Origin of the sequence: Streptomyces sp. NPDC098101 (assembly GCF_044760185.1) — a bacterium.
Classification (GTDB): Bacteria; Actinomycetota; Actinomycetes; order Streptomycetales; family Streptomycetaceae; genus Streptomyces.
Window position 1 is genome coordinate 1 of sequence record NZ_JBIWAS010000007.1, and the last position, 17,881, is coordinate 17,881.

A 17,881-nucleotide genomic window follows, 5' to 3' on the forward strand; every position below is an offset into this window, starting at 1 on the left:
GGGCTTTTCCCTTCGGTCTTGCGTTTCCGACTCTATCAGATCTTTCCGATCCGATTTCCTCGGTGCTTTCCGGTCCCATTCGCTTTCGCTCCGGGGGCCTTCCGGCGGTTCCGACTTTATCAGATTCATTTCGGCCGACCTAATCGGTGGCTTTCGTGATTCGGATAAGAATCGAAGTGACTCCGGGGAATCGAAATTCCCGACCGGAGTGAGTGAGACTTTACTTGGTTGCTGCCGAGCTGTCCAGCTCCAGGCAACTGTTCAAATCTACCTCCCCGCAATCGCCGTGTCAACAGCTTTTGCGGGCACCGGAGGAGACTAGCAGCTCAGCAGGGCCGTACGCACATCAGGCTGCGGTGGGGAGCGTGGCGTTGCGGTCGGGCTCCTCCAGGTCGCCCCGGTCGCCGGCGCGGGAGGCGCGGCCGCCGAGGACGTAGACGTACGCGAGGAATGCCAGTTCGGCGGTGATGCCGATGGTGATGCGGGCCCAGGTGGGCAGGTCGGAGGGGGTGACGAAGCCTTCGATCAGGCCCGAGACGAAGAGGACCAGGGCGAGGCCGATGGCCATGCCGAGGGCGGCCCGGCCCCGTTCCGCGAGGGCTGCGCGGCGGGTGGTGGGGCCCGGTTCGATGACGGTCCAGCCGAGGCGGAGGCCGGTGCCGGCGGCCACGAAGACGGCGGTCAGCTCCAGCAGGCCGTGCGGAAGGATCAGGCCCAGGAAGACGTCGAGGCGTCCTGCGGAGGACATCAGGCCGATGCCGACGCCGAGGTTCAGCATGTTCAGGAAGAGGATCCAGAGGACCGGGATCCCCAGGAAGGCGCCCAGGACCAGGCACATGGCGGCGGCCTGGGCGTTGTTCGTCCAGACCTGGGCGGCGAAGGAGGCCGCCGGGTGACTGGAGTAGTACGTCTCGTACTGGCCGCCGGGGCGGGTCATCTCGCGGAGTTCGGCGGGGGCGCCGATCGAGGCCTGGACCTCCGGGTGCGTGCCGATCCACCAGCCGATGAGGACCGCGAGCAGGGTGGAGAGGACGGCCGTGGGGATCCACCAGTGGCGGGAGCGGTGGACGGCGGCCGGAAAGCCGGTCGTGAGGAAGCGGGCCGCGTCGCGCCACGAGGACCGGCGGGTGCCGGTCACGGTGGCGCGGGCGCGGGCCACGAGCTGGGTGAGCCGGGCCGTGAGCATCGGGTCCGGGGCGCCGGACTGCACGATCGAGAGGTGGGTGGCCGTGCGCTGGTAGAGGGCGACGAGTTCGTCCGCCTCGGCGCCCGTCAGCTTCCCGCCCCGGCGCAGGAGGTGGTCGAGGCGTTCCCACTCCGCGCGGTGGGTGGTGACGTAGACGTCGAGGTCCATGATCGGCTGCTGCTCCAGGACTGGCTTCGGACGGGTCCGTACTACTGCGGCGCGCTGGGGGTCAGCTTGGCAGACTGGCGTTCGGAGGGGTCGGGCAAGACCGGAGAAGGGTGGGCGGGTGCCGTGAGCGGTGTGGTGACGGGCGATGCCGTCGTACTGGGGCTGCAGCCCGCGCGGCTGCCGAGCCGGGCGCTCGCGGTGCTCATCGATCTGGTCGTGGTGTGGGCCGCGTATTTGCTGGTCGTGCTCGGGCTCGCGGTCGCCACGGCCTCGCTGGACGAAGCGGCGGTGGCGGCCGTGTCCGTCGCGGCCTTCCTGCTGATCCTCGTGGGGGCGCCGATCGCGGTGGAGACGCTGTCCCACGGGCGGTCGCTCGGGAAGATGGCCTGCGGGCTGCGGGTCGTGCGGGACGACGGCGGGCCGATCCGGTTCCGGCACGCGCTGGTGCGGGGTGCCATGGGGGTCGTGGAGATCCTGATGACCTTCGGTGTCGTCGCCTGCGTCGCGTCGCTGGTGTCCGAGCGCGGGCGACGGCTCGGGGACGTGTTCGCGGGGACCCTGGTCGTACGGGAGCGGATGCCTGCGGCGCGGGTGCTGCCCGTGCCTCCTCCGCCGCCGTGGCTGGTGGGACGGTTCGCCGGGCTCGACCTCTCGGCGGTGCCGGAGGCGCTGTGGCTGGAGGTGCGCCAGTACCTCACACGCGCGCGTGAGCTGGATCCGGCCGTGGGGCGGCGGCTCGCCGAGCGCCTGGCCGACGAGCTGGTGGCCCGGACGGGGACGCCTCCGCCGGCGGGGGTACCGGCCTACGCGTATCTGGCGGGTGTGGTGGCCGAGCGGCAGGCGCGGGACACGCGGCGGGCGTTCACGGAGACCGGAGCCGGGGGCGGGGCCAGTATTGGCGACAGGACCGGAGCCGGGGGCGAGGCGAGGACTGGGGACGGAGCCCGGACCGGGTTCGAGGCGGGTCGGGGCTTCGGCGTTCCGGCGGTGGCCGTTCCTCCGGTCGTTCCGCCCTCGGGTGCTTCCCCGGTTACTTCCCCCACTGCTCCTCCCCCCGCTGCCTCTCCCCCGAGGGGGACTCCGGCTGGTGGGTCCTCCTCCGGGGGCGGGTCGTCCGCCACCGGGTTCGTTCCGCCCGCCTGACGTCCGGCGGTCTCCCGGGGCGCGGAGTCAGGGGAAGACCGAGGGCGGGGTGTCGAGGTCTTCGAGTTCGATGCCGGGGGCCGCGAGGACCACGTCACCGGCGATGTGGACGGTGTGCCGTTCGCCCGTTTCCAGGGCGCTGACCTGGTATTCGTCCACCGTCAGGGGGCCGTTGTCAGTGGGGTGCGCTTCACTTCTCAGCAGGGCCCAGGACTGGTCGACCGTGAGGGGGGCGAGCACCGGGTCCGTGAAGGCGACGAGCCTGACACGGGTCTCGGGGGAATCGGGGGTGAGACGCAGGAGTCGCGTGAGGGCGACGAGGAACGCCGGGGAGGTGCCGGTGAAGGCGTGGGCGCGCACATTGCCTTCGGTGGCCTCGGCTCCGGTGGGGTCCGTACGGACCCAGGTGACGCCGTCGAGGGCCGCGCCGCGGACCTGCCAGCCGGCGGCGTGCAGTTCGAGGCGGATGGGGCGGCCCAGTTCGTCGACGGCCAGGTCGACGGAGCCCCGGTGATCACCGGAGGGGGTGGTGGTCTGCGCGACGTAGCGCCAGCCGGAGGGGCCCGGCGCGCAGTGGAAGTGTTCTTCGCCGAGGGGGGTGTGATCGTGCGGGTCATGGAGCGAATAGCGGCCGCGGGGCATGGGTCCTCGGGTGGCTTCCAGGGGCGGTAGCGAGGGGGCGTGACGGGGCAGGCCCCCCGACACGGGGGTGCGGGGGGCCTGCCTGATCCTCTGCGGACGTTCACCGCCGGTGTTCTCCGCAGAGTCCGTTGCCGGTGTTCTCCGCGGAGCCCGTCGGCGGCGTTCTCCGCAGGGTCCGTCGGCGACGGATGTTCTCCACGGAGCCCGTCCGTCACGGACGGGCTCCGCAGGGTCCGTCAGTAGCGGTAGTGGTCCGGCTTGTACGGGCCCTCGACCTCGACGCCGATGTAGGCGGCCTGCTCCGGGCGGAGGGTCGTCAGCTTGACGCCGAGCGAGTCCAGGTGGAGGCGGGCGACCTTCTCGTCCAGGTGCTTCGGGAGGACGTAGACGTCGGTCGGGTACTCCTGCGGCTTCGTGAAGAGCTCGATCTGGGCCAGGGTCTGGTCCGCGAAGGAGTTCGACATGACGAAGGAGGGGTGACCGGTCGCGTTGCCGAGGTTCAGCAGGCGGCCCTCGGACAGGACGATGAGGACCTTGCCGTCCTCGAACGTCCAGGTGTGGACCTGGGGCTTGACCTCGTCCTTGACGACGCCGGGGATCTTGGCCAGGCCGGCCATGTCGATCTCGTTGTCGAAGTGGCCGATGTTGCCGACGATGGCCTGGTGCTTCATCCGGGCCATGTCACCGGCCATGATGATGTCCTTGTTGCCGGTCGTGGTGATGAAGATGTCCGCCGTCTCCACCACGTCGTCCAGCGTCGTCACCTGGTAGCCGTCCATCGCCGCCTGGAGGGCGCAGATCGGGTCGATCTCGGTGATGATGACGCGGGCGCCCTGGCCGCGCAGGGACTCGGCGCAGCCCTTGCCGACGTCGCCGTAGCCGCAGACGACGGCGGTCTTGCCGCCGATGAGGACGTCGGTGGCGCGGTTGATGCCGTCGATCAGGGAGTGGCGGCAGCCGTACTTGTTGTCGAACTTCGACTTCGTGACGGCGTCGTTCACGTTGATCGCCGGGAACAGCAGCGTGCCGTCGCGGTGCATCTCGTACAGGCGGTGGACGCCGGTGGTGGTCTCCTCGGTGACGCCGCGGATCTCGGACGCCAGCTGGGTCCACTTCTGCGGGTTCTCGCCGAGGGTGCGGTTGAGGAGACGCAGGATGTGGGCGTACTCCTCGCTGTCCGCGGTGGCCGGGTCCGGGGCGGAGCCGGCCTTCTCGAACTCGACGCCCTTGTGGACGAGGAGGGTGGCGTCACCGCCGTCGTCCAGGATCATGTTCGGGCCGCCGGTGGGCGTGTTCGGCCAGGTGAGGGCCTGCTCGGTGCACCACCAGTACTCCTCCAGGGTCTCGCCCTTCCAGGCGAAGACCGGGACGCCCTGCGGGTTCTCCGGGGTGCCGTTCGGGCCGACGGCGATGGCCGCGGCGGCGTGGTCCTGGGTGGAGAAGATGTTGCAGGAGGCCCAGCGGACCTCGGCGCCGAGGGCGACCAGGGTCTCGATGAGGACGGCGGTCTGCACGGTCATGTGCAGGGAGCCGGTGACGCGGGCGCCGGCGAGGGGCTGCTGCTCGGCGTACTCGCGGCGGATGGACATCAGGCCGGGCATCTCGTGCTCGGCGAGGGTGATCTCCTTGCGGCCGAAGGCGGCCAGGGAGAGGTCGGCGACCTTGAAGTCCTGGTGGGCTGCGGTCGTCATGACGGGGCTGCTCCTCATGGGTCGGGTGCGAGGGTCGTTCGGGGCGCCGGGCACCACGGCGGGGGCCCCTGGGCACAGGAATGCCCGGGACTTCCATGGTGCCGTCGTCGGAGGCCCTCTCTCCCTCGGCCGGTCCCCGGGGGACCGCCCGACCGCCATCAGCAGCGACGTCTGGCTGGTCACGAATCTACACCGATCGGCACGGTGGGCCACAGTCCGCGTCGGGCCCCGGGGGCGGCTCCCGGACAGTCCCGGGCCCGGTCCGTACGCGCCGAGCCCCCGGTCCGCGCGTACGGACCGGGGGCTCGGCGGGGTGGGCTCGATGGCCGGATTCGGTCGTCGGCCCGGCGGTCCGTCTCACGGACCGGGCAGCGTCTCGGGGCGGTCGGTGACGGGGACGGTCAGCGTCTCGGGGCGGTCGGTGGCGGGGACAATCAGCGCCTCGGGACGCCCGGTGGCTCAGTGGCCCGGGCCGCCCGGGGTCGCGGCCGGGTCGGGGCCCGCCGCGGCCTCCTTCTCGCTGTAGATGTCGGGCTCCAGGTAGATGACCCGGGCGATCGGGACGGCGGCGCGGATGCGCTCCTCGGCGGCGTTGATGGCGTGCGCGACCTCGGTGGCGGTGTCGTCGTGCGCGACGGCGATCTTGGCGGCGACGAGCAGCTCCTCGGGGCCGAGGTGGAGCGTGCGCATGTGGATGAGGCGGGTGACCGTCGTGCCGTCGACGACGGCGGCCTCGATCTTCTCGACCTCTTCGGTGCCGGCGGCCTCGCCGAGGAGCAGCGACTTGGTCTCGGCGGCGAGGACGAGGGCGATCAGGATGAGGAGGACGCCGATGCAGAGGGTGCCGATGCCGTCCCAGACGCCGTTGCCGGTGAGCAGGGCGAGGCCGACGCCGCCGAGGGCCAGGATGAGGCCGACGAGGGCGCCGAGGTCCTCCAGGAGGACGACGGGGAGTTCGGGGGCCTTGGCGCGGCGGACGAACTCCTTCCAGGAGAGGTTGCCTCGGAGCGGGTTGGACTCCTTGATGGCGGTGCGGAAGGAGAAGGTCTCGGCGACGATCGCGAAGACGAGGACGCCGACCGGCCAGTACCAGGCCTCGATCTCGTGCGGGTCGTGGATCTTCTCGTAGCCCTCGTAGATGGCGAACATGCCGCCGACGGAGAAGAGCACGATGGAGACGAGGAAGGCGTAGATGTACCGCTCGCGGCCGTAGCCGAAGGGGTGTTGCGGGGTCGCCTCGCGCCGGGCCTTCTTGCCGCCGAGGAGCAGCAGGCCCTGGTTGCCGGAGTCGGCGAGCGAGTGGACGCTCTCCGCGAGCATCGAGGACGAACCGCTGAAGAGGAACGCCACGAACTTGGCTGCGGCGATCGCGAGATTCGCGGCGAGCGCCGCCACGATCGCCTTGGTTCCGCCTGACGCGCTCATGGGTGTACGGGTTCCCTTCGTCGGTGCTCCGGCTCGATCGCCGCGGTTCGGCCGGTCATTGTCGCATCAGGCCGTGACGGTGGCGCGGAAGACCGTACCCGCTCCGGTCAGTTGGATGCGCTCGCCCGCCGGGACGAAGACGGATTCGCCGGGGGCGAGGGAGAGGTCGCCCGCCGCCGGGCGGCCCGCGACGGCCAGCAGGATCTGGGGGGTGGGGGCGGTGAGGTCGTTGGGGGCGGCGTCCTCGGCCCGTACGAAACGGGAGAGGCGGAACTCCTCGGTCGGGGTCTCGTAGACCTCCTCGCCCGACGGGGAGACCTCGGGGCGCAGGACGGCCGGGTCGGCCGGGTCGAAGCGGACGATCCGGAGGAGTTCGGGGACGTCGACGTGTTTGGGGGTGAGGCCGCAGCGCAGGACGTTGTCGGAGTTGGCCATGATCTCGACGCCGAGGCCGTCGAGGTAGGCGTGCGGGACGCCCGCGCCAAGGTAGAGGGCCTCGCCGGCCTTGAGCCGTACGTGGTGCAGGAGCATCGCGGCGATGACGCCGGGGTCGCTCGGGTAGTGGTGGGCGAGGCGGGCGTACGGGGCGTGGGCGCCGCCGAGGCGGTCGGCGGCGGCGGTGGCCTCGGCGACGGTGTGCGCGATCTCCTCGGGGTCGGCGGTGAGGAGGGCCGTCAGGACCTCGCGGAGCGCGGCCTCCTCGGGGTGGGCGTGCAGCAGGTCCACGTACGGCTTGAGGGAGTCGACGCCGAGCGCGGCGATCAGGTCGGCGGCGTCGGCGGGGGCGCGGAAGCCGCAGAACCCCTCGAAGGGGGTGAGGGCGCAGATCAGCTCGGGCTTGTGGTGGGCGTCCTTGTAGGTGCGGTGCGGGGCGTCGACCGGGATGCCCGCGGCCTCCTCGGCGGCGAATCCGGAGCGCGCCTGGTCGAGGTCGGGGTGGACCTGGAGGGAGAGTGGGGCGCCGGCGGCGAGGATCTTGAACAGGAAGGGGAGGCGCGGGCCGAACCTCTCGACGGTCCGCTCGCCCAGTTCGCGTACGGGGTCGGCGTCGATGAGCTCGTTCAGCGGGCCGCGCTCGGTGCGGGAGGGTGCACCGGGGTGGGCGCCCATCCACATCTCGGCCTGCGGCTCGCCGGTGGGGGCGGTGCCCAGGAGTTCCGGGATGGCCGTCGTGGATCCCCAGGCGTAGGGGCGGACGGTGTTGACGAGGCGGTCCATGGTGCCTGCCAGCTTCTCGGGTGGGTGACGGGTGTGCGGGTGTCGGGGGACACGGGAGACAGATGACAGGGGGTGGGTGACGGGTGGGTGACCGGGTGGTGGACGGTACGGGGTCGGCGCGGGGGCGGTGCGCCGCGGCGTCCGGTGCGGGGCGGTTTCGCCGTCCGGTTACGGGGCCGGGGTGGGGCGGGTGGCCAGGGCCAGGTAGACGGCCGCGAAGTCGGTGACGGCGAGGAGTTCGGCGAGCGTCTCCAGGTCGCCGCCCTCCTCCGGCTCCAGTTCGCTGACGGCGGTCTCGTGGCCGAGGGCCAGTTCCCGGGCGGCGGGGGCGGCGCTGAGGCCGCCGGCCGGCCGGTCGCGGAGCAGGACCACCCGGGCCCGCAGGGCCTGCGGCTCGTCGACCCGGTCGCGGAAGAAGTCGTCGGGGTCGGCGCCCGCCGCGTAGTCGCCGGCGAGCAGGACGCCGTGCGCGGGCAGGGCCTCGGGGAGTTCGGCGGCGAGGGCGGGCAGTCCGGCGAGCTCCGCCAGTACGGCGGCGAACCGGCGGCCGGCCGGTCCTGCGGCGCTGCCCTCGGTCCAGATCAGCGGGAGCGAGTCCGCCAGCTCGGCGGCGAGGGTCTTCGCCGGGTTGCTGTACGTGGCGATGGCCGGGCCGCAGCGTTCGGCCGTGCGGTCGAGGCGGTCGGCGACCTTCTCCAGGGCCTCGGGCGGTGCCTCCAGGAGGCCGACGCGGTCGAGGAGGGCGAGCAGCGGGGTGAAGAGGGCCCAGAGGGCGCCGGGGCTGGCCGCGATGTTCTCGGCGTACTCGTCGGGGGCCTCGTTCGGGGCGACGGCCATCGGGACGAACATGCCGTGGGAGCCGCTGACCGCCTCCGAGAGCGGGGAGCCCTGGGGGGCGACGGCGACGACCGTGATGCCGCGCCGGTACGCCTGCTCGGCGAGGAGGGCGAGGCCCGGTTCGGAGCCGTCGGTGGTGGGGAGCAGCAGCAGGTCCACGGAGCCGGCCCAGCCGGGCAGCGCCCAGCGCAGGGCGCCGGCGGCGGGGGCGACGCCGGTGGGGTGGAGGCGTACGACGGGGGCGGAGGCTCCGGCGAGGGCGCCGATCAGGTCGGCGACGCCGGTGGCGGCGGTGCCGGGGCCCGCGACGAGGACGGCGCGGGGGCGGCCCTCGGGGCGGAGGTCCGCGATGCCGGCGTCGGCGGCGTGGCGGGTGGCGGTCCGGACCCGGGCGCCCGCTTCGGCGGCGCCGCGGAGGAGGCCCCGGCGGTCGGCCAGGGCGAGGGCGTCCGGGGCGTCGAGGAGGGTCTCGTCGAGCATCTGGTGCCTCCCGGGATGAGCGGGGTCGGTGGGCGGTGCGGTGGGCGCCGGTGCGGGGCGGGGCTCCGGGGTGCGCCCGGCGCCCGCGGTGGGCGCCCGCACCCCTCGTACCACCGGGTGCGCGGAGGTGCGGGCCCTCTTCCGGGTGGTACCCGCCGTCGGCGTCCGCCGCTCGTGGTGGCCCGGGTCCGGTCGGCGGTCGTCGTCCCGGGGCCGGGCGCGAGGGGCGGCGGTCGTCTTTTCCCGACCGGTCACGAGGGGCGGCGGTCGTCGTCCTCGGTTCGGCCGGGAGGGGCGGCGGTGTCGTCCCGGGGCCGGACGCGAAGGGCGGCGGGAACGGGTGCGTGCCGGGCGCGTCGGGCGGTGGGTCCCGTGCGGGCCGGTCAGGCCGGGCGGCGGGCCTCGTCGGTGAGGAGGACCGGGATGCCGTCGCGGACCGGGTAGGCGAGGCCGCAGTCGGTGCCCGTGCAGACCAGTTCGGGGGTCTCGTCCGCCGTGCGGTCGTTCAGCGGGGCGTGGCACGCGGGGCAGGCCAGGATCTCCAGGAGGCCGGCTTCGAGCGGCATGGGGTGGTCCCTTCGGACGAACTGCGGGTGGGCGGCGGACGGTGGTGGTGCCGCCCTTCGGGCCAGGTCAGCCTACCGCCGGGGAACGGGGGCCGCCCCGTTCCCCGGCGGTGGGCGCGGGGTCAGTCCGCCGACCGGACCAGGGCGAGGACCTCGTCGCGGATCCGGGCCGTGGTGGCCTCGTCGCGGGCCTCGACGTTGAGCCGGAGGAGGGGCTCGGTGTTGGAGGCGCGGAGGTTGAACCACCAGTCGGCGGAGGTCACGGTGAGGCCGTCGAGCTCGTCGAGGGTGATCCCTTCGCCGCCCTCGTACGCCGCCCTGACCCGGGCCGTGCTGGCGGCCTGGTCGGCGACGGTGGAGTTGATCTCGCCGGAGGAGGCGTAGCGGTCGTAGGCGGCGACCAGCTCCGAGAGGGTGCCCTGCTGGCCGCCGAGGGCCGCGAGGACGTGGAGCGCGGCGAGCATCCCGGTGTCGGCGTTCCAGAAGTCCCGGAAGTAGTAGTGGGCCGAGTGCTCGCCGCCGAAGATCGCGCCGGTCTTCGCCATCTCCTCCTTGATGAAGGAGTGGCCGACGCGGGTGCGGACGGCCTCGCCGCCCTGCTCGCGGACGACCTCGGGCACGGACCAGGAGGTGATCAGGTTGTGGATGATCGTTCCGCCGGGGTGCTTGGCGAGCTCGCGGGCGGCGACGAGGGCCGTGATCGCGGACGGGGAGACCGGCTCGCCGCGCTCGTCGACGACGAAGCAGCGGTCGGCGTCGCCGTCGAAGGCGAGGCCGAGGTCGGCGCCCTCGGCGAGGACGCGGGCCTGGAGGTCCACAATGTTCTTCGGGTCGAGGGGGTTGGCCTCGTGGTTCGGGAAGGTGCCGTCCAGCTCGAAGTACATCGGGACGGTGTCGAGCGGGAGGCCCGCGAAGACGGTGGGGACGGTGTGGCCGCCCATGCCGTTGCCCGCGTCGACGACGACCTTGAGCGGGCGGATGCCGGCGAGGTCGACGAGGCCCTTGAGGTGGGCGGCGTAGTCCTGGAGGGTGTCCCGCTCGGTGAGGGTGCCGGGGGTGGCGGCGGCCTCGGGGGCGCCCTTCTCGGACCACTCCTCGGCGAGGGCGCGGATGTCGGCGAGGCCGGTGTCCTGGCCGACGGGGGCGGCTCCGGCGCGGCACATCTTGATGCCGTTGTACTGGGCCGGGTTGTGGGAGGCCGTGAACATCGCGCCGGGCAGGCCGAGGCTGCCGGAGGCGAAGTACAGCTGGTCGGTGGAGCAGAGGCCGATGAGGGTGACGTCGGCGCCGAGGCGGGTCGCGCCGCGCGCGAAGGCGTTCGCGAGGCCGGGCGACGAGGGGCGCATGTCGTGGCCGACGACGATCGCGTCCGCGTCCGTCACCCGGACGAAGGCGGCGCCGAAGAGCTCGGCGAGCTTCTCGTCCCACTGGTCGGGTACCACTCCGCGGATGTCGTACGCCTTCACGATCTGCGACAGATCGGCAGTCACGGATCCACCCTCCTGAGTTCTGGGCACGCGTGTGCGGCGCGTGTACGGAACGCCAAAACTACCCGGAGTGGGGCGGGGGGATGCGGACGGTGGCCGGTTGCGCCCGGTTGTCGGGCCGGGGCGACCCGGACGTCGGCTCGGGGACGGGCCGGGTGCGGCCCTGACGTCGGCTCCGGGACGGGCCGGGGGCGGCTCGGGGAGAGGCCCGGGGCCGGGTCAGTTGTCGGGGGAGCGGAGCACCCTGAGGTGGCCGCGGCGTCCGACCTCCATGGGGTCGCCGCCGCGTCCTCCGCCGCCCTTGCCGCCGGCCGCGCGCTCCTGGGGGCGGGCCGCCTCCCGTACCGCGTTGGCCAGGGCTTCGAGGTCGTCGCCGCTGGGGCGGGTGGGGGCGGAGCCGTCGGAGAGCCGCACGACCTCCCAGCCGCGCGGGGCGGTGAGGCGTTCGCCGTGCTCGGCGCACAGGTCGTAGCAGTGGGGCTCGGCGTAGGTGGCGAGCGGGCCGAGGACCGCAGTCGAGTCGGCATAGACGTACGTCAGTGTCGCGACGGCAGGGCGGCCGCACGCGGTGCGCGAACAGCGACGTACAGGGCTCACGACGTTGGACGGTACCGCACTCTTGAGCGGGCCGCGACGACTCTCCCTCAGGTCACTCCACCGTGTCGCGGTGTGAACTCCGCCATACCCCCGTGCGGGGCGGCCGTTCCGACCTGCGGGGAAGGGATCGCGGGGGTTCCGGGGCGGGTGGCGATTCGGACACTCCGGGATACGAATCCGGTCAATCAGGGCCAGATGGCCGATCGCGACGGGACGCCGAACCGGGCGCGCGATTGGCCGGAATGTTCAGGTTTCGACAGTGGGGGCGAGAGCGGGGCGGGAACGGGCCGGGGGCTCCGCGGAAGGTGGCGAGGACGCGCCACGGTACGGAGGACCGATGGGGGTTACGCTGCGTCAGTGATGGACAGTCCTGTGCCGCCGAGCCCCCAGCACCGCCCCGCGGAGCCCCCGGCGGAGCCCCGGGTCCGCCGCCGCGACCGGCACGGCCGCGGGATGCGGGGTCCCGTCGCGCCGCCGCAGGTGCCGCTCTCCGCGAGCCGGGCCGACACCTTCCGCGATCTGGTCCTCGACTCGGTGGAGCGCCTGGAGCGGCGCTGGCCGCAGCTGGCCGACGTCGAGTTCCTGGTCCTGGAGGTACCGCCGCCCGTGCCGGGCGAGACGGTGCCGCTGGGCGGCTCGCTCCCGGCGGAGAAGGGCGAGCCCGCCCGGGTGGTCGTCTACCGGCGGCCGGTCGAGATCCGCTCGAAGAACCGGGACGAGCGGGCGCTCCTGGTCCACGAGGTGGTCGTGGAGCAGGTCGCCGAGCTGCTCGGCCTCTCCCCCGAGTCGGTCGACCCCCGGTACGGGCAGGACTGAGCGGGACGGGGCCGGTGGCCGCGCGGGCGCGTGGGCCCGTACGGCTCGTGCCCCTCCGGGCCCGCCCGTAGGGGGTGCCGGGATCAGTCCAGTACTCCCAGGTCCTGGCGGGCCGACGGGACCTCGACCGTGCCCCGGTCGTCGGTGAGGGTCTGGACGGTGAACATCGGGACGCCGTCCTGCGGCACGGCGAGCGTCCGCGCCGCGTGGACCTTGCCGCCGGAGACCGGTTCGACGGTCAGCGCGTAGGAGCCCTTGAGGCCCTGGGGGACGAGGTCGGTGAGGGCCGTCGTCGTGCCCGCCCTGACCGTGACCGTCTTCGACGCGGGCGTGCCCGCACCGGAGCCCGCCGAGGCCGTGATCCTGACCTGCGCGTCGGCGTCGGGGGCGGTCAGGGAGAGCGTCGAGGCCTTGGCGCGGTTGTCCGCGACCGTCGCGCGGGCGGAGATCGGGCCCACCGCCGGGATGAAGGCGATCTCGCTCTTCTCGCCCTTGCCCCGGACCACCTGGAGGGCGGCCACGACCGGGACGGGCCGCTTCGCGTTCTCCGGGCCGAGGAACAGCGAGGCCGCCGAGCCCCGGGTGAGGTCCGGAAGGTCGATGGAGGTCGTCATCCCGGACTTCACGTGCAGGGTGCTCGCGCCCGCCGGGACGATCGCGCCGTTCGCGGTGGACAGCTTGACCTTCAGGTCGGCGTCGTCCTGGCCCGGGGCGAAGACCACCAGCCGCACCGAGGTGGCGTCGGCCGGGATGCCGGGCAGGACGACGCTGCCCGACGGGTCGGCGGAGGCGGAGAGCCAGTCGCTGCCGAGCTTGTCGTCGGCGACGCCGACGGCCGCGCCGACCCGCCCGCTGCGGGTGGTGACGTGCACGGTGACGTCCCGCTGGGCGGCCTCCTGGGTGAGCGTCGAGAGGAGGACCGGGACCGTGGAGTGGGCGGGGACCGGGATGCCCTCGGTGAACTGGGACTTGAGGACGCCCTCGGGGCCGTACAGCGTGATGTCGGCGACGGCGGCCGTGTCGTCCGGGTTGGTGAGGTGGACGTAGTCGTGGCGCGCCTTGGCGGTGGAGGCCGCCGGGAACCAGAAGTCGGTGTCGGGGGCGCCGCAGGTGAGGCCGAGGAGGCCGCGCGAGCCACCGGCCGGGACGACGGTGGTCTGCTGGACGGTCCAGCCGGGGGCGAGGGCGCCGGTGGCCGAGCCGGTGAGGGCGGGCACGGACGCGCCGTTCGCCTCGGCGGTGACGGGCTTGCCGGGGGTCGTGACGGTGGCGGGGGCCTTGGGCGCCGCGGGCTTCTTGCCGGTCCCGCCGGAGGCCGTCGCGCCCGTGGCGGGCTTCAGGAGGGCCGTGGGCTTCTCGGCCTTGTCCTTGCCCTTGTCGGATCCCGGGGACGTGTCGGATCCCGGGGTCTTCCCGGCGTCCGGGGTCTTGCCGGCGTCCGTTGCGGCCGGGGTGTACGAGGTGTAGACGGTCTCGGCCACCTCGGAGGAGCTCGGGACCGGGCAGGCCAGGCCGACGCGCTCGACCGGGAGCCGGGTGGTGGCCTTCGTCGCCCCGGGGTCGGCGGTGCCCTCGGGGGCGGTGAGTGCGGCGAAGCCGGTGACGGCGGCGAGGGCCGTGGCGCCCGCGATCAGGGAGAGGGTCGTGCGCTTCACTGGTTGCTGCTCCCGTCGGGACGCTGCTCGGTCTCGTGGCCCTGGGGCTGTCCGTAGCCGTAGCCGTACGGGTCGTACTGCTGGGGGTCGTACCCCTGCTGCGGGTCGTAGCCCTGTCCGCCGTACTGCTGCGGGTCGTAGCCCTGCGGGTCGTACTGCTGCTGCTCGTAACCCTGCTGGGGGTACGCGTACGGCTGCTGCTGGTACGGGTCGGCCGCGTACTCCTGGTAGGGGGCCGGGTCGGCGTAGGGCTGCTGGTCCCCGGCCCCGTAGGGCTGCTGCTCCTGGGCCCCTTCCCCGGCGTGGTCCGGGGTCCGGGCGTAGGCGGGGTCGTAGCCGCCGTCCCAGTCCCGGTCTCCGTCCCCGGGCTCCCGGGACTGCTGCTCCGGGATCGGGACCGGGGCCGGTCCGTGCTCCGGGGCGTCGGGGAAGGGCTGCTCCCCGGCCCCGCTCTCCGCCTCCGCCTCGGCGGCGGCGCGCAGGCGGCGGGCGCGGCGGCCGTCGCCCTCGGCGGCCTGGGCGGGGATCGCGAGCTCCTCCTCGGGCAGGTCGTCGTCGATCTCGCGGCGGCGGCCGGGCATGGCGAGGACGAGCAGGACGACGCCGAGGGCGACCTGGGTCCAGATCCACGCGGTGTGGGTGAACGGCTCGTCGTACGTGACGTCGAGGCGGCCGCCCCGGTCGGGGAGCTCGAAGCCCTGGGCCCAGCCGTCGACGGTGGTCCGCTTCAGTTCCTTGCCGTCGAGGGTGGCGGTCCAGCCCTCGGCGGCGCGGTCGGCGAGGCGCAGGACGCGGCCGGCGGGGCCCGCGGGGACCTCGGTGTGGATCTCGACGGGTCCGGCAGCGACGGCGACGGCCTTGGCGGTCTCCTCCCCCGCTCCCTCGGCGGTCCCGGCGGCGGACGGGACGATCATGGCGCGGGCGATCTCCCGGTCCACGCGCCAGAGGGCGCTGCCGTCGATCTGGCTGAGGCGGCTGAGGCCGGGGGTGGAGTCGAGGACGCGGCTCATCTGGCGCGGGGCCCCGTCCCGTACCAGGACGTAGCGGATCGCGTAGCCGCTGAGCTGCTCGGTCTGCTCGGCGCCGGAGCCGGCGACGAGGAGGGCGACGACCCGGTCGAGGTGCGGGTCGCCCTCGGCGGTGGCGGTGAGTTCGGCGTCGCCGAGGCGGGCGCCGGAGCCGCGCACCAGGGTGTAGGCGACCTCGCCGGGGGTGGAGCCGCCGAGGACGAGGGTGCGGGGCTGGTCGCGGGTGGTGCTCTCCTCGGCGACGAAGGCCGGGACCTGGACCGGGTCGCGGCGGGTCAGCGGGCCGTCGGCGCCGCCGATCATCCAGCCGGCGGCGGCGAGCGCGGGGCCCGCGGCGCAGGCGAGGGCGATCAGGGCGGCGACGGGCTGGCGCCAGCCGAAGCCGTGGGCGGCGACGCGGGTGCGGCCGCCCTCGGCGCCGATCACGCCGGCGGCGATGAGGGCGGCGCCGTAGACGAGGGTGGCGGGTCCGGCCCAGCCGGTGCCGCCCGCGCCGTTGGTCAGGACGGCGAAGAGGAGTCCGGCGAGGGCGGCGGCCCAGGCGGCGTGGACGGCGAGCCGGCGCTCCTCGCGCAGCAGCCCGGCCAGGCCGGCGAGGACGAGGCCGATCAGGAGGAGGCCGCCGGTGGTGCCGGGGCCGCCGGGGCTGGTGCCGAGCAGGTCGAGCGCGGTCGCGGTGCCCGTGCGCAGGTCGACGCCGGCCTCGCGCAGGAAGGCGGAGGGCTCGGTCAGGAGCGTGAGCGACCAGGGGGCGAGGACGAGCAGGGGGGTGCCGACGGCGGCGAGGAAGCGGAGCCCGTACGCGGTGGGGTCGGAGCGGCGGACGGCGAGGACGCCGAGGCCGAGGACGACGGCGAGGGGCCAGACGACCGGGGTGAACGCGGTCGTGAAGGTGAGCAGGAGCGCGTACGCCCAGGTGGCGCGCCAGCTGCCCCGGTCGGGCCGGTTGAAGCCGTGGGCGGCGACGGCGGCGCGGGCGATCAGCGGGAGCAGGATCGCGAGGACGGCGGTGCCGAGCCGGCCGGTGGCGAGGGCGCCGGTGACGGCGGGCAGGAAGGCGTAGGCGACGGCGCCCCAGGCGCGAAGGAGCCGGGACTCGACGATGCCCCGGGAGGCGAAGTACGCGGTGAAGCCGGCGAGCGGGACCGAGCAGACGAGCAGCAGGGTCAGGGCGGTGGAGGTGGAGCCGAGGAACAGCGCGGAGAGCGCGGCCAGGGCGGCGAGGTAGGGCGGGGCGGACTGGGTGCCGCCGGTGCCGAGGGGGTGCCAGGTGTCGGCGTACCGGGACCAGAGTCCGGAGACGGTGTCGGGGGCGGGCAGCAGGGCGCCGCCGGCCAGGGAGCCGCCGGAGAAGAGGTTGCGGCAGGCGACGAGGGAGACGACGAGGAGGAGGGCGAAGAGGACCGGGCCGGGTCTGCGGGCGATCTTCTTGAGCCGGGCGAACTGCTCGATCTCCAGGTAGTCGGCGTCGTCGCCGCCGGGTCCCGACTCGACGACGCCGTGGCGGGAGCCGCCGGAGTCCGCCTCGTTGCCGCCGAAGTTGACGGCGAGCTGTTCGGCGGCGGCGCGGACGGTGGCGCCGGGCGGCGGGAAGAGCGGGCGGAGTTCGGCCGCGGGGACGGCGGGGTTCTTGCGCCGCTTGCGGGCGGCGAGGATCTTCTCGGGGCGCAGCAGGGTGGCGAGGAGGCCCATGACCTCGTCGACGGCCTGCCCGGGGACCTTGCCGACGAGGTAGGCGAGGGTGCGGAGCAGGGTGCTGAGGACGAGCCGCGCGAAGACGTACGGGAGGGCGGCGCCGCGGGTGTTGGCGAGGAGCGTGTAGACGGCTCCGGCCTTGTCGACGCGGTGCGGGTTGGCGGCGGTGCGGCCGGCGCAGTCGACGGTGCGGCGCTCGCGGGCGGAGGCCTCGGCGTGCCGCAGGACGGCGTCGGGGGCGACGAGGACGCGGTGTCCGGCGGCGTGGGCGCGCCAGCACAGGTCGACGTCGTCGCGCATGAGGGGCAGGCGCCGGTCGAAGCCGCCGAGCTCCTCGAAGACGTCGCGCCGGATCAACATGCCGGCGGTGGAGACGGAGAGGACGGAGCGGACCTGGTCGTGCTGGCCCTGGTCCTGCTCGCGGCGGTCGAGGCCGGTCCAGCGGCGGCCGCTGCGGGCGATGGAGACGCCGGCCTCCAGGAGCTGCTTGCGGTCGTACCAGCCGCGCAGCTTGGGGCCGACGACGGCGGCGTACGCGTCGGAGTCGGCGACGCGCAGGAGTTCGGCGAGGGCGTCGGGCTCGGGCGCGCAGTCGTCGTGGAGGAGCCAGAGCCACTGGACCGGTTCGCCGTGCGGGAGCTCGGGGAGGTCGTAGGCCTCGTCGTTCCAGGTGCGGCTGACGGGGTCCCAGCCGCTGGGGCGCTTCAGGTAGGGCAGGTCCTCGGGTCCGAGCACGGGCGCGGTGCGGGCGGCCTCCTCGACGGCGGCGCCGAAGCCGGTGCGGCGCGCGAGGTGCAGGACGCGGTCGTCGCCGAGGGCCTCGGCGGCGAGCCGTGCGGAGTCGTCGGCGCTGCCGGTGTCGGCCGCGACCGCGTTCTGCACGGGGCGTTCCTGGGCGAGCAGGCCGGCCAGGGCGTCGGGCAGCCAGCGGGCGCCGTCGTGGGTGACGAGCACGGCGGTGACGACGTGTCGCGGGAACTCAGGAGTTGAGGACATCGAGCTACGGGCCCTCCGGCCGGGGGTCGCCCGCGGGGGGCGTGGGGAGCGTCTCGGACGGAGGCCCACACTAACGGCTGCGCGCGAAGCGGTCCGCCGCCCTGTGGACAGAGCTCCCGGGCCCCTGTGGACAGAGGGGACGGAACGGTCGCGGGGCCGTGACGGCCGGTGCCTTCACCGGGACCGGGGCCACGGCGGCCGGTGCCGTCGGCAGGACCGGGGTCATGGCGGTCGGGACCGGGGCCTTCACC

General features: G+C 74.2%; 13 protein-coding genes. 2 read left to right on the top strand and 11 right to left on the bottom strand.

What is annotated here, in order from left to right; genetic code table 11:
* Positions 1 to 346: 346 nt before the first annotated feature.
* Positions 347 to 1,354, bottom strand: a complete 1,008-nt coding sequence (locus tag ACIQVI_RS27585; protein WP_403600593.1) for a stage II sporulation protein M — start codon at positions 1,352 to 1,354, stop codon at positions 347 to 349.
* Between the two features lie 123 nt (positions 1,355 to 1,477).
* Here ACIQVI_RS27585 and ACIQVI_RS27590 point away from each other — a divergent pair, with 123 nt between their 5' ends.
* Positions 1,478 to 2,497: an RDD family protein gene (locus ACIQVI_RS27590; RefSeq protein WP_403600596.1), complete on the top strand. Its 1,020-nt coding sequence runs from the start codon at positions 1,478 to 1,480 to the stop codon at positions 2,495 to 2,497.
* A 27-nt stretch (positions 2,498 to 2,524) separates the two neighbouring features.
* On the opposite strand, the gene ACIQVI_RS27595 is transcribed toward ACIQVI_RS27590, so the two are convergent.
* The 8 genes from ACIQVI_RS27595 to ACIQVI_RS27630 form a co-directional block, all read right to left on the bottom strand.
* Positions 2,525 to 3,139: a hypothetical protein gene (locus ACIQVI_RS27595; protein WP_403600599.1), complete on the bottom strand. Its 615-nt coding sequence runs from the start codon at positions 3,137 to 3,139 to the stop codon at positions 2,525 to 2,527.
* A 236-nt stretch (positions 3,140 to 3,375) separates the two neighbouring features.
* Complete coding sequence (gene ahcY / locus ACIQVI_RS27600; RefSeq protein ID WP_351970535.1) at positions 3,376 to 4,830, bottom strand: adenosylhomocysteinase; 1,455 nt, start codon at positions 4,828 to 4,830, stop codon at positions 3,376 to 3,378.
* Positions 4,831 to 5,289: 459 nt separating this feature from the next.
* Positions 5,290 to 6,255, bottom strand: a complete 966-nt coding sequence (locus ACIQVI_RS27605) for a cation diffusion facilitator family transporter (protein WP_351970536.1) — start codon at positions 6,253 to 6,255, stop codon at positions 5,290 to 5,292.
* Positions 6,256 to 6,321: 66 nt separating this feature from the next.
* Positions 6,322 to 7,473, bottom strand: coding sequence for a mannose-6-phosphate isomerase, class I (gene manA, locus ACIQVI_RS27610; RefSeq protein WP_403600604.1), 1,152 nt, complete (start codon positions 7,471 to 7,473; stop codon positions 6,322 to 6,324).
* Positions 7,474 to 7,641: 168 nt separating this feature from the next.
* Complete coding sequence (locus ACIQVI_RS27615; RefSeq protein WP_403600607.1) at positions 7,642 to 8,790, bottom strand: SIS domain-containing protein; 1,149 nt, start codon at positions 8,788 to 8,790, stop codon at positions 7,642 to 7,644.
* Between the two features lie 383 nt (positions 8,791 to 9,173).
* Positions 9,174 to 9,356 carry a Trm112 family protein gene (locus tag ACIQVI_RS27620; protein WP_030221689.1) on the bottom strand — a complete coding sequence of 61 codons (183 nt, stop codon included), beginning with the start codon at positions 9,354 to 9,356 and terminating at the stop codon, positions 9,174 to 9,176.
* A gap of 122 nt (positions 9,357 to 9,478) precedes the next feature.
* Positions 9,479 to 10,846: a phosphomannomutase/phosphoglucomutase gene (locus ACIQVI_RS27625; protein WP_351970539.1), complete on the bottom strand. Its 1,368-nt coding sequence runs from the start codon at positions 10,844 to 10,846 to the stop codon at positions 9,479 to 9,481.
* Positions 10,847 to 11,062: 216 nt separating this feature from the next.
* Positions 11,063 to 11,491 (bottom strand): DUF3499 domain-containing protein, encoded by a 429-nt coding sequence (locus ACIQVI_RS27630; RefSeq protein ID WP_403601216.1) that lies wholly within the window; start codon positions 11,489 to 11,491, stop codon positions 11,063 to 11,065.
* 309 nt (positions 11,492 to 11,800) lie between these two features.
* Between ACIQVI_RS27630 and ACIQVI_RS27635 the strand changes: the two genes are divergently transcribed.
* Positions 11,801 to 12,256 (top strand): metallopeptidase family protein, encoded by a 456-nt coding sequence (locus tag ACIQVI_RS27635; RefSeq protein ID WP_121832830.1) that lies wholly within the window; start codon positions 11,801 to 11,803, stop codon positions 12,254 to 12,256.
* Positions 12,257 to 12,339: 83 nt separating this feature from the next.
* Here the strand turns inward: ACIQVI_RS27635 and ACIQVI_RS27640 are convergent, their stop codons facing one another.
* Both ACIQVI_RS27640 and ACIQVI_RS27645 read right to left on the bottom strand, forming a co-directional pair.
* A complete protein-coding gene (locus ACIQVI_RS27640) occupies positions 12,340 to 13,911 on the bottom strand; it encodes a DUF5719 family protein (RefSeq protein WP_403600611.1) in 1,572 nt (523 codons plus the stop codon).
* Positions 13,908 to 17,630: a glycosyltransferase gene (locus ACIQVI_RS27645; protein WP_403600614.1), complete on the bottom strand. Its 3,723-nt coding sequence runs from the start codon at positions 17,628 to 17,630 to the stop codon at positions 13,908 to 13,910. The genes ACIQVI_RS27640 and ACIQVI_RS27645 overlap by 4 nt, the downstream gene beginning before the upstream one ends.
* Positions 17,631 to 17,881 lie beyond the last annotated feature (251 nt).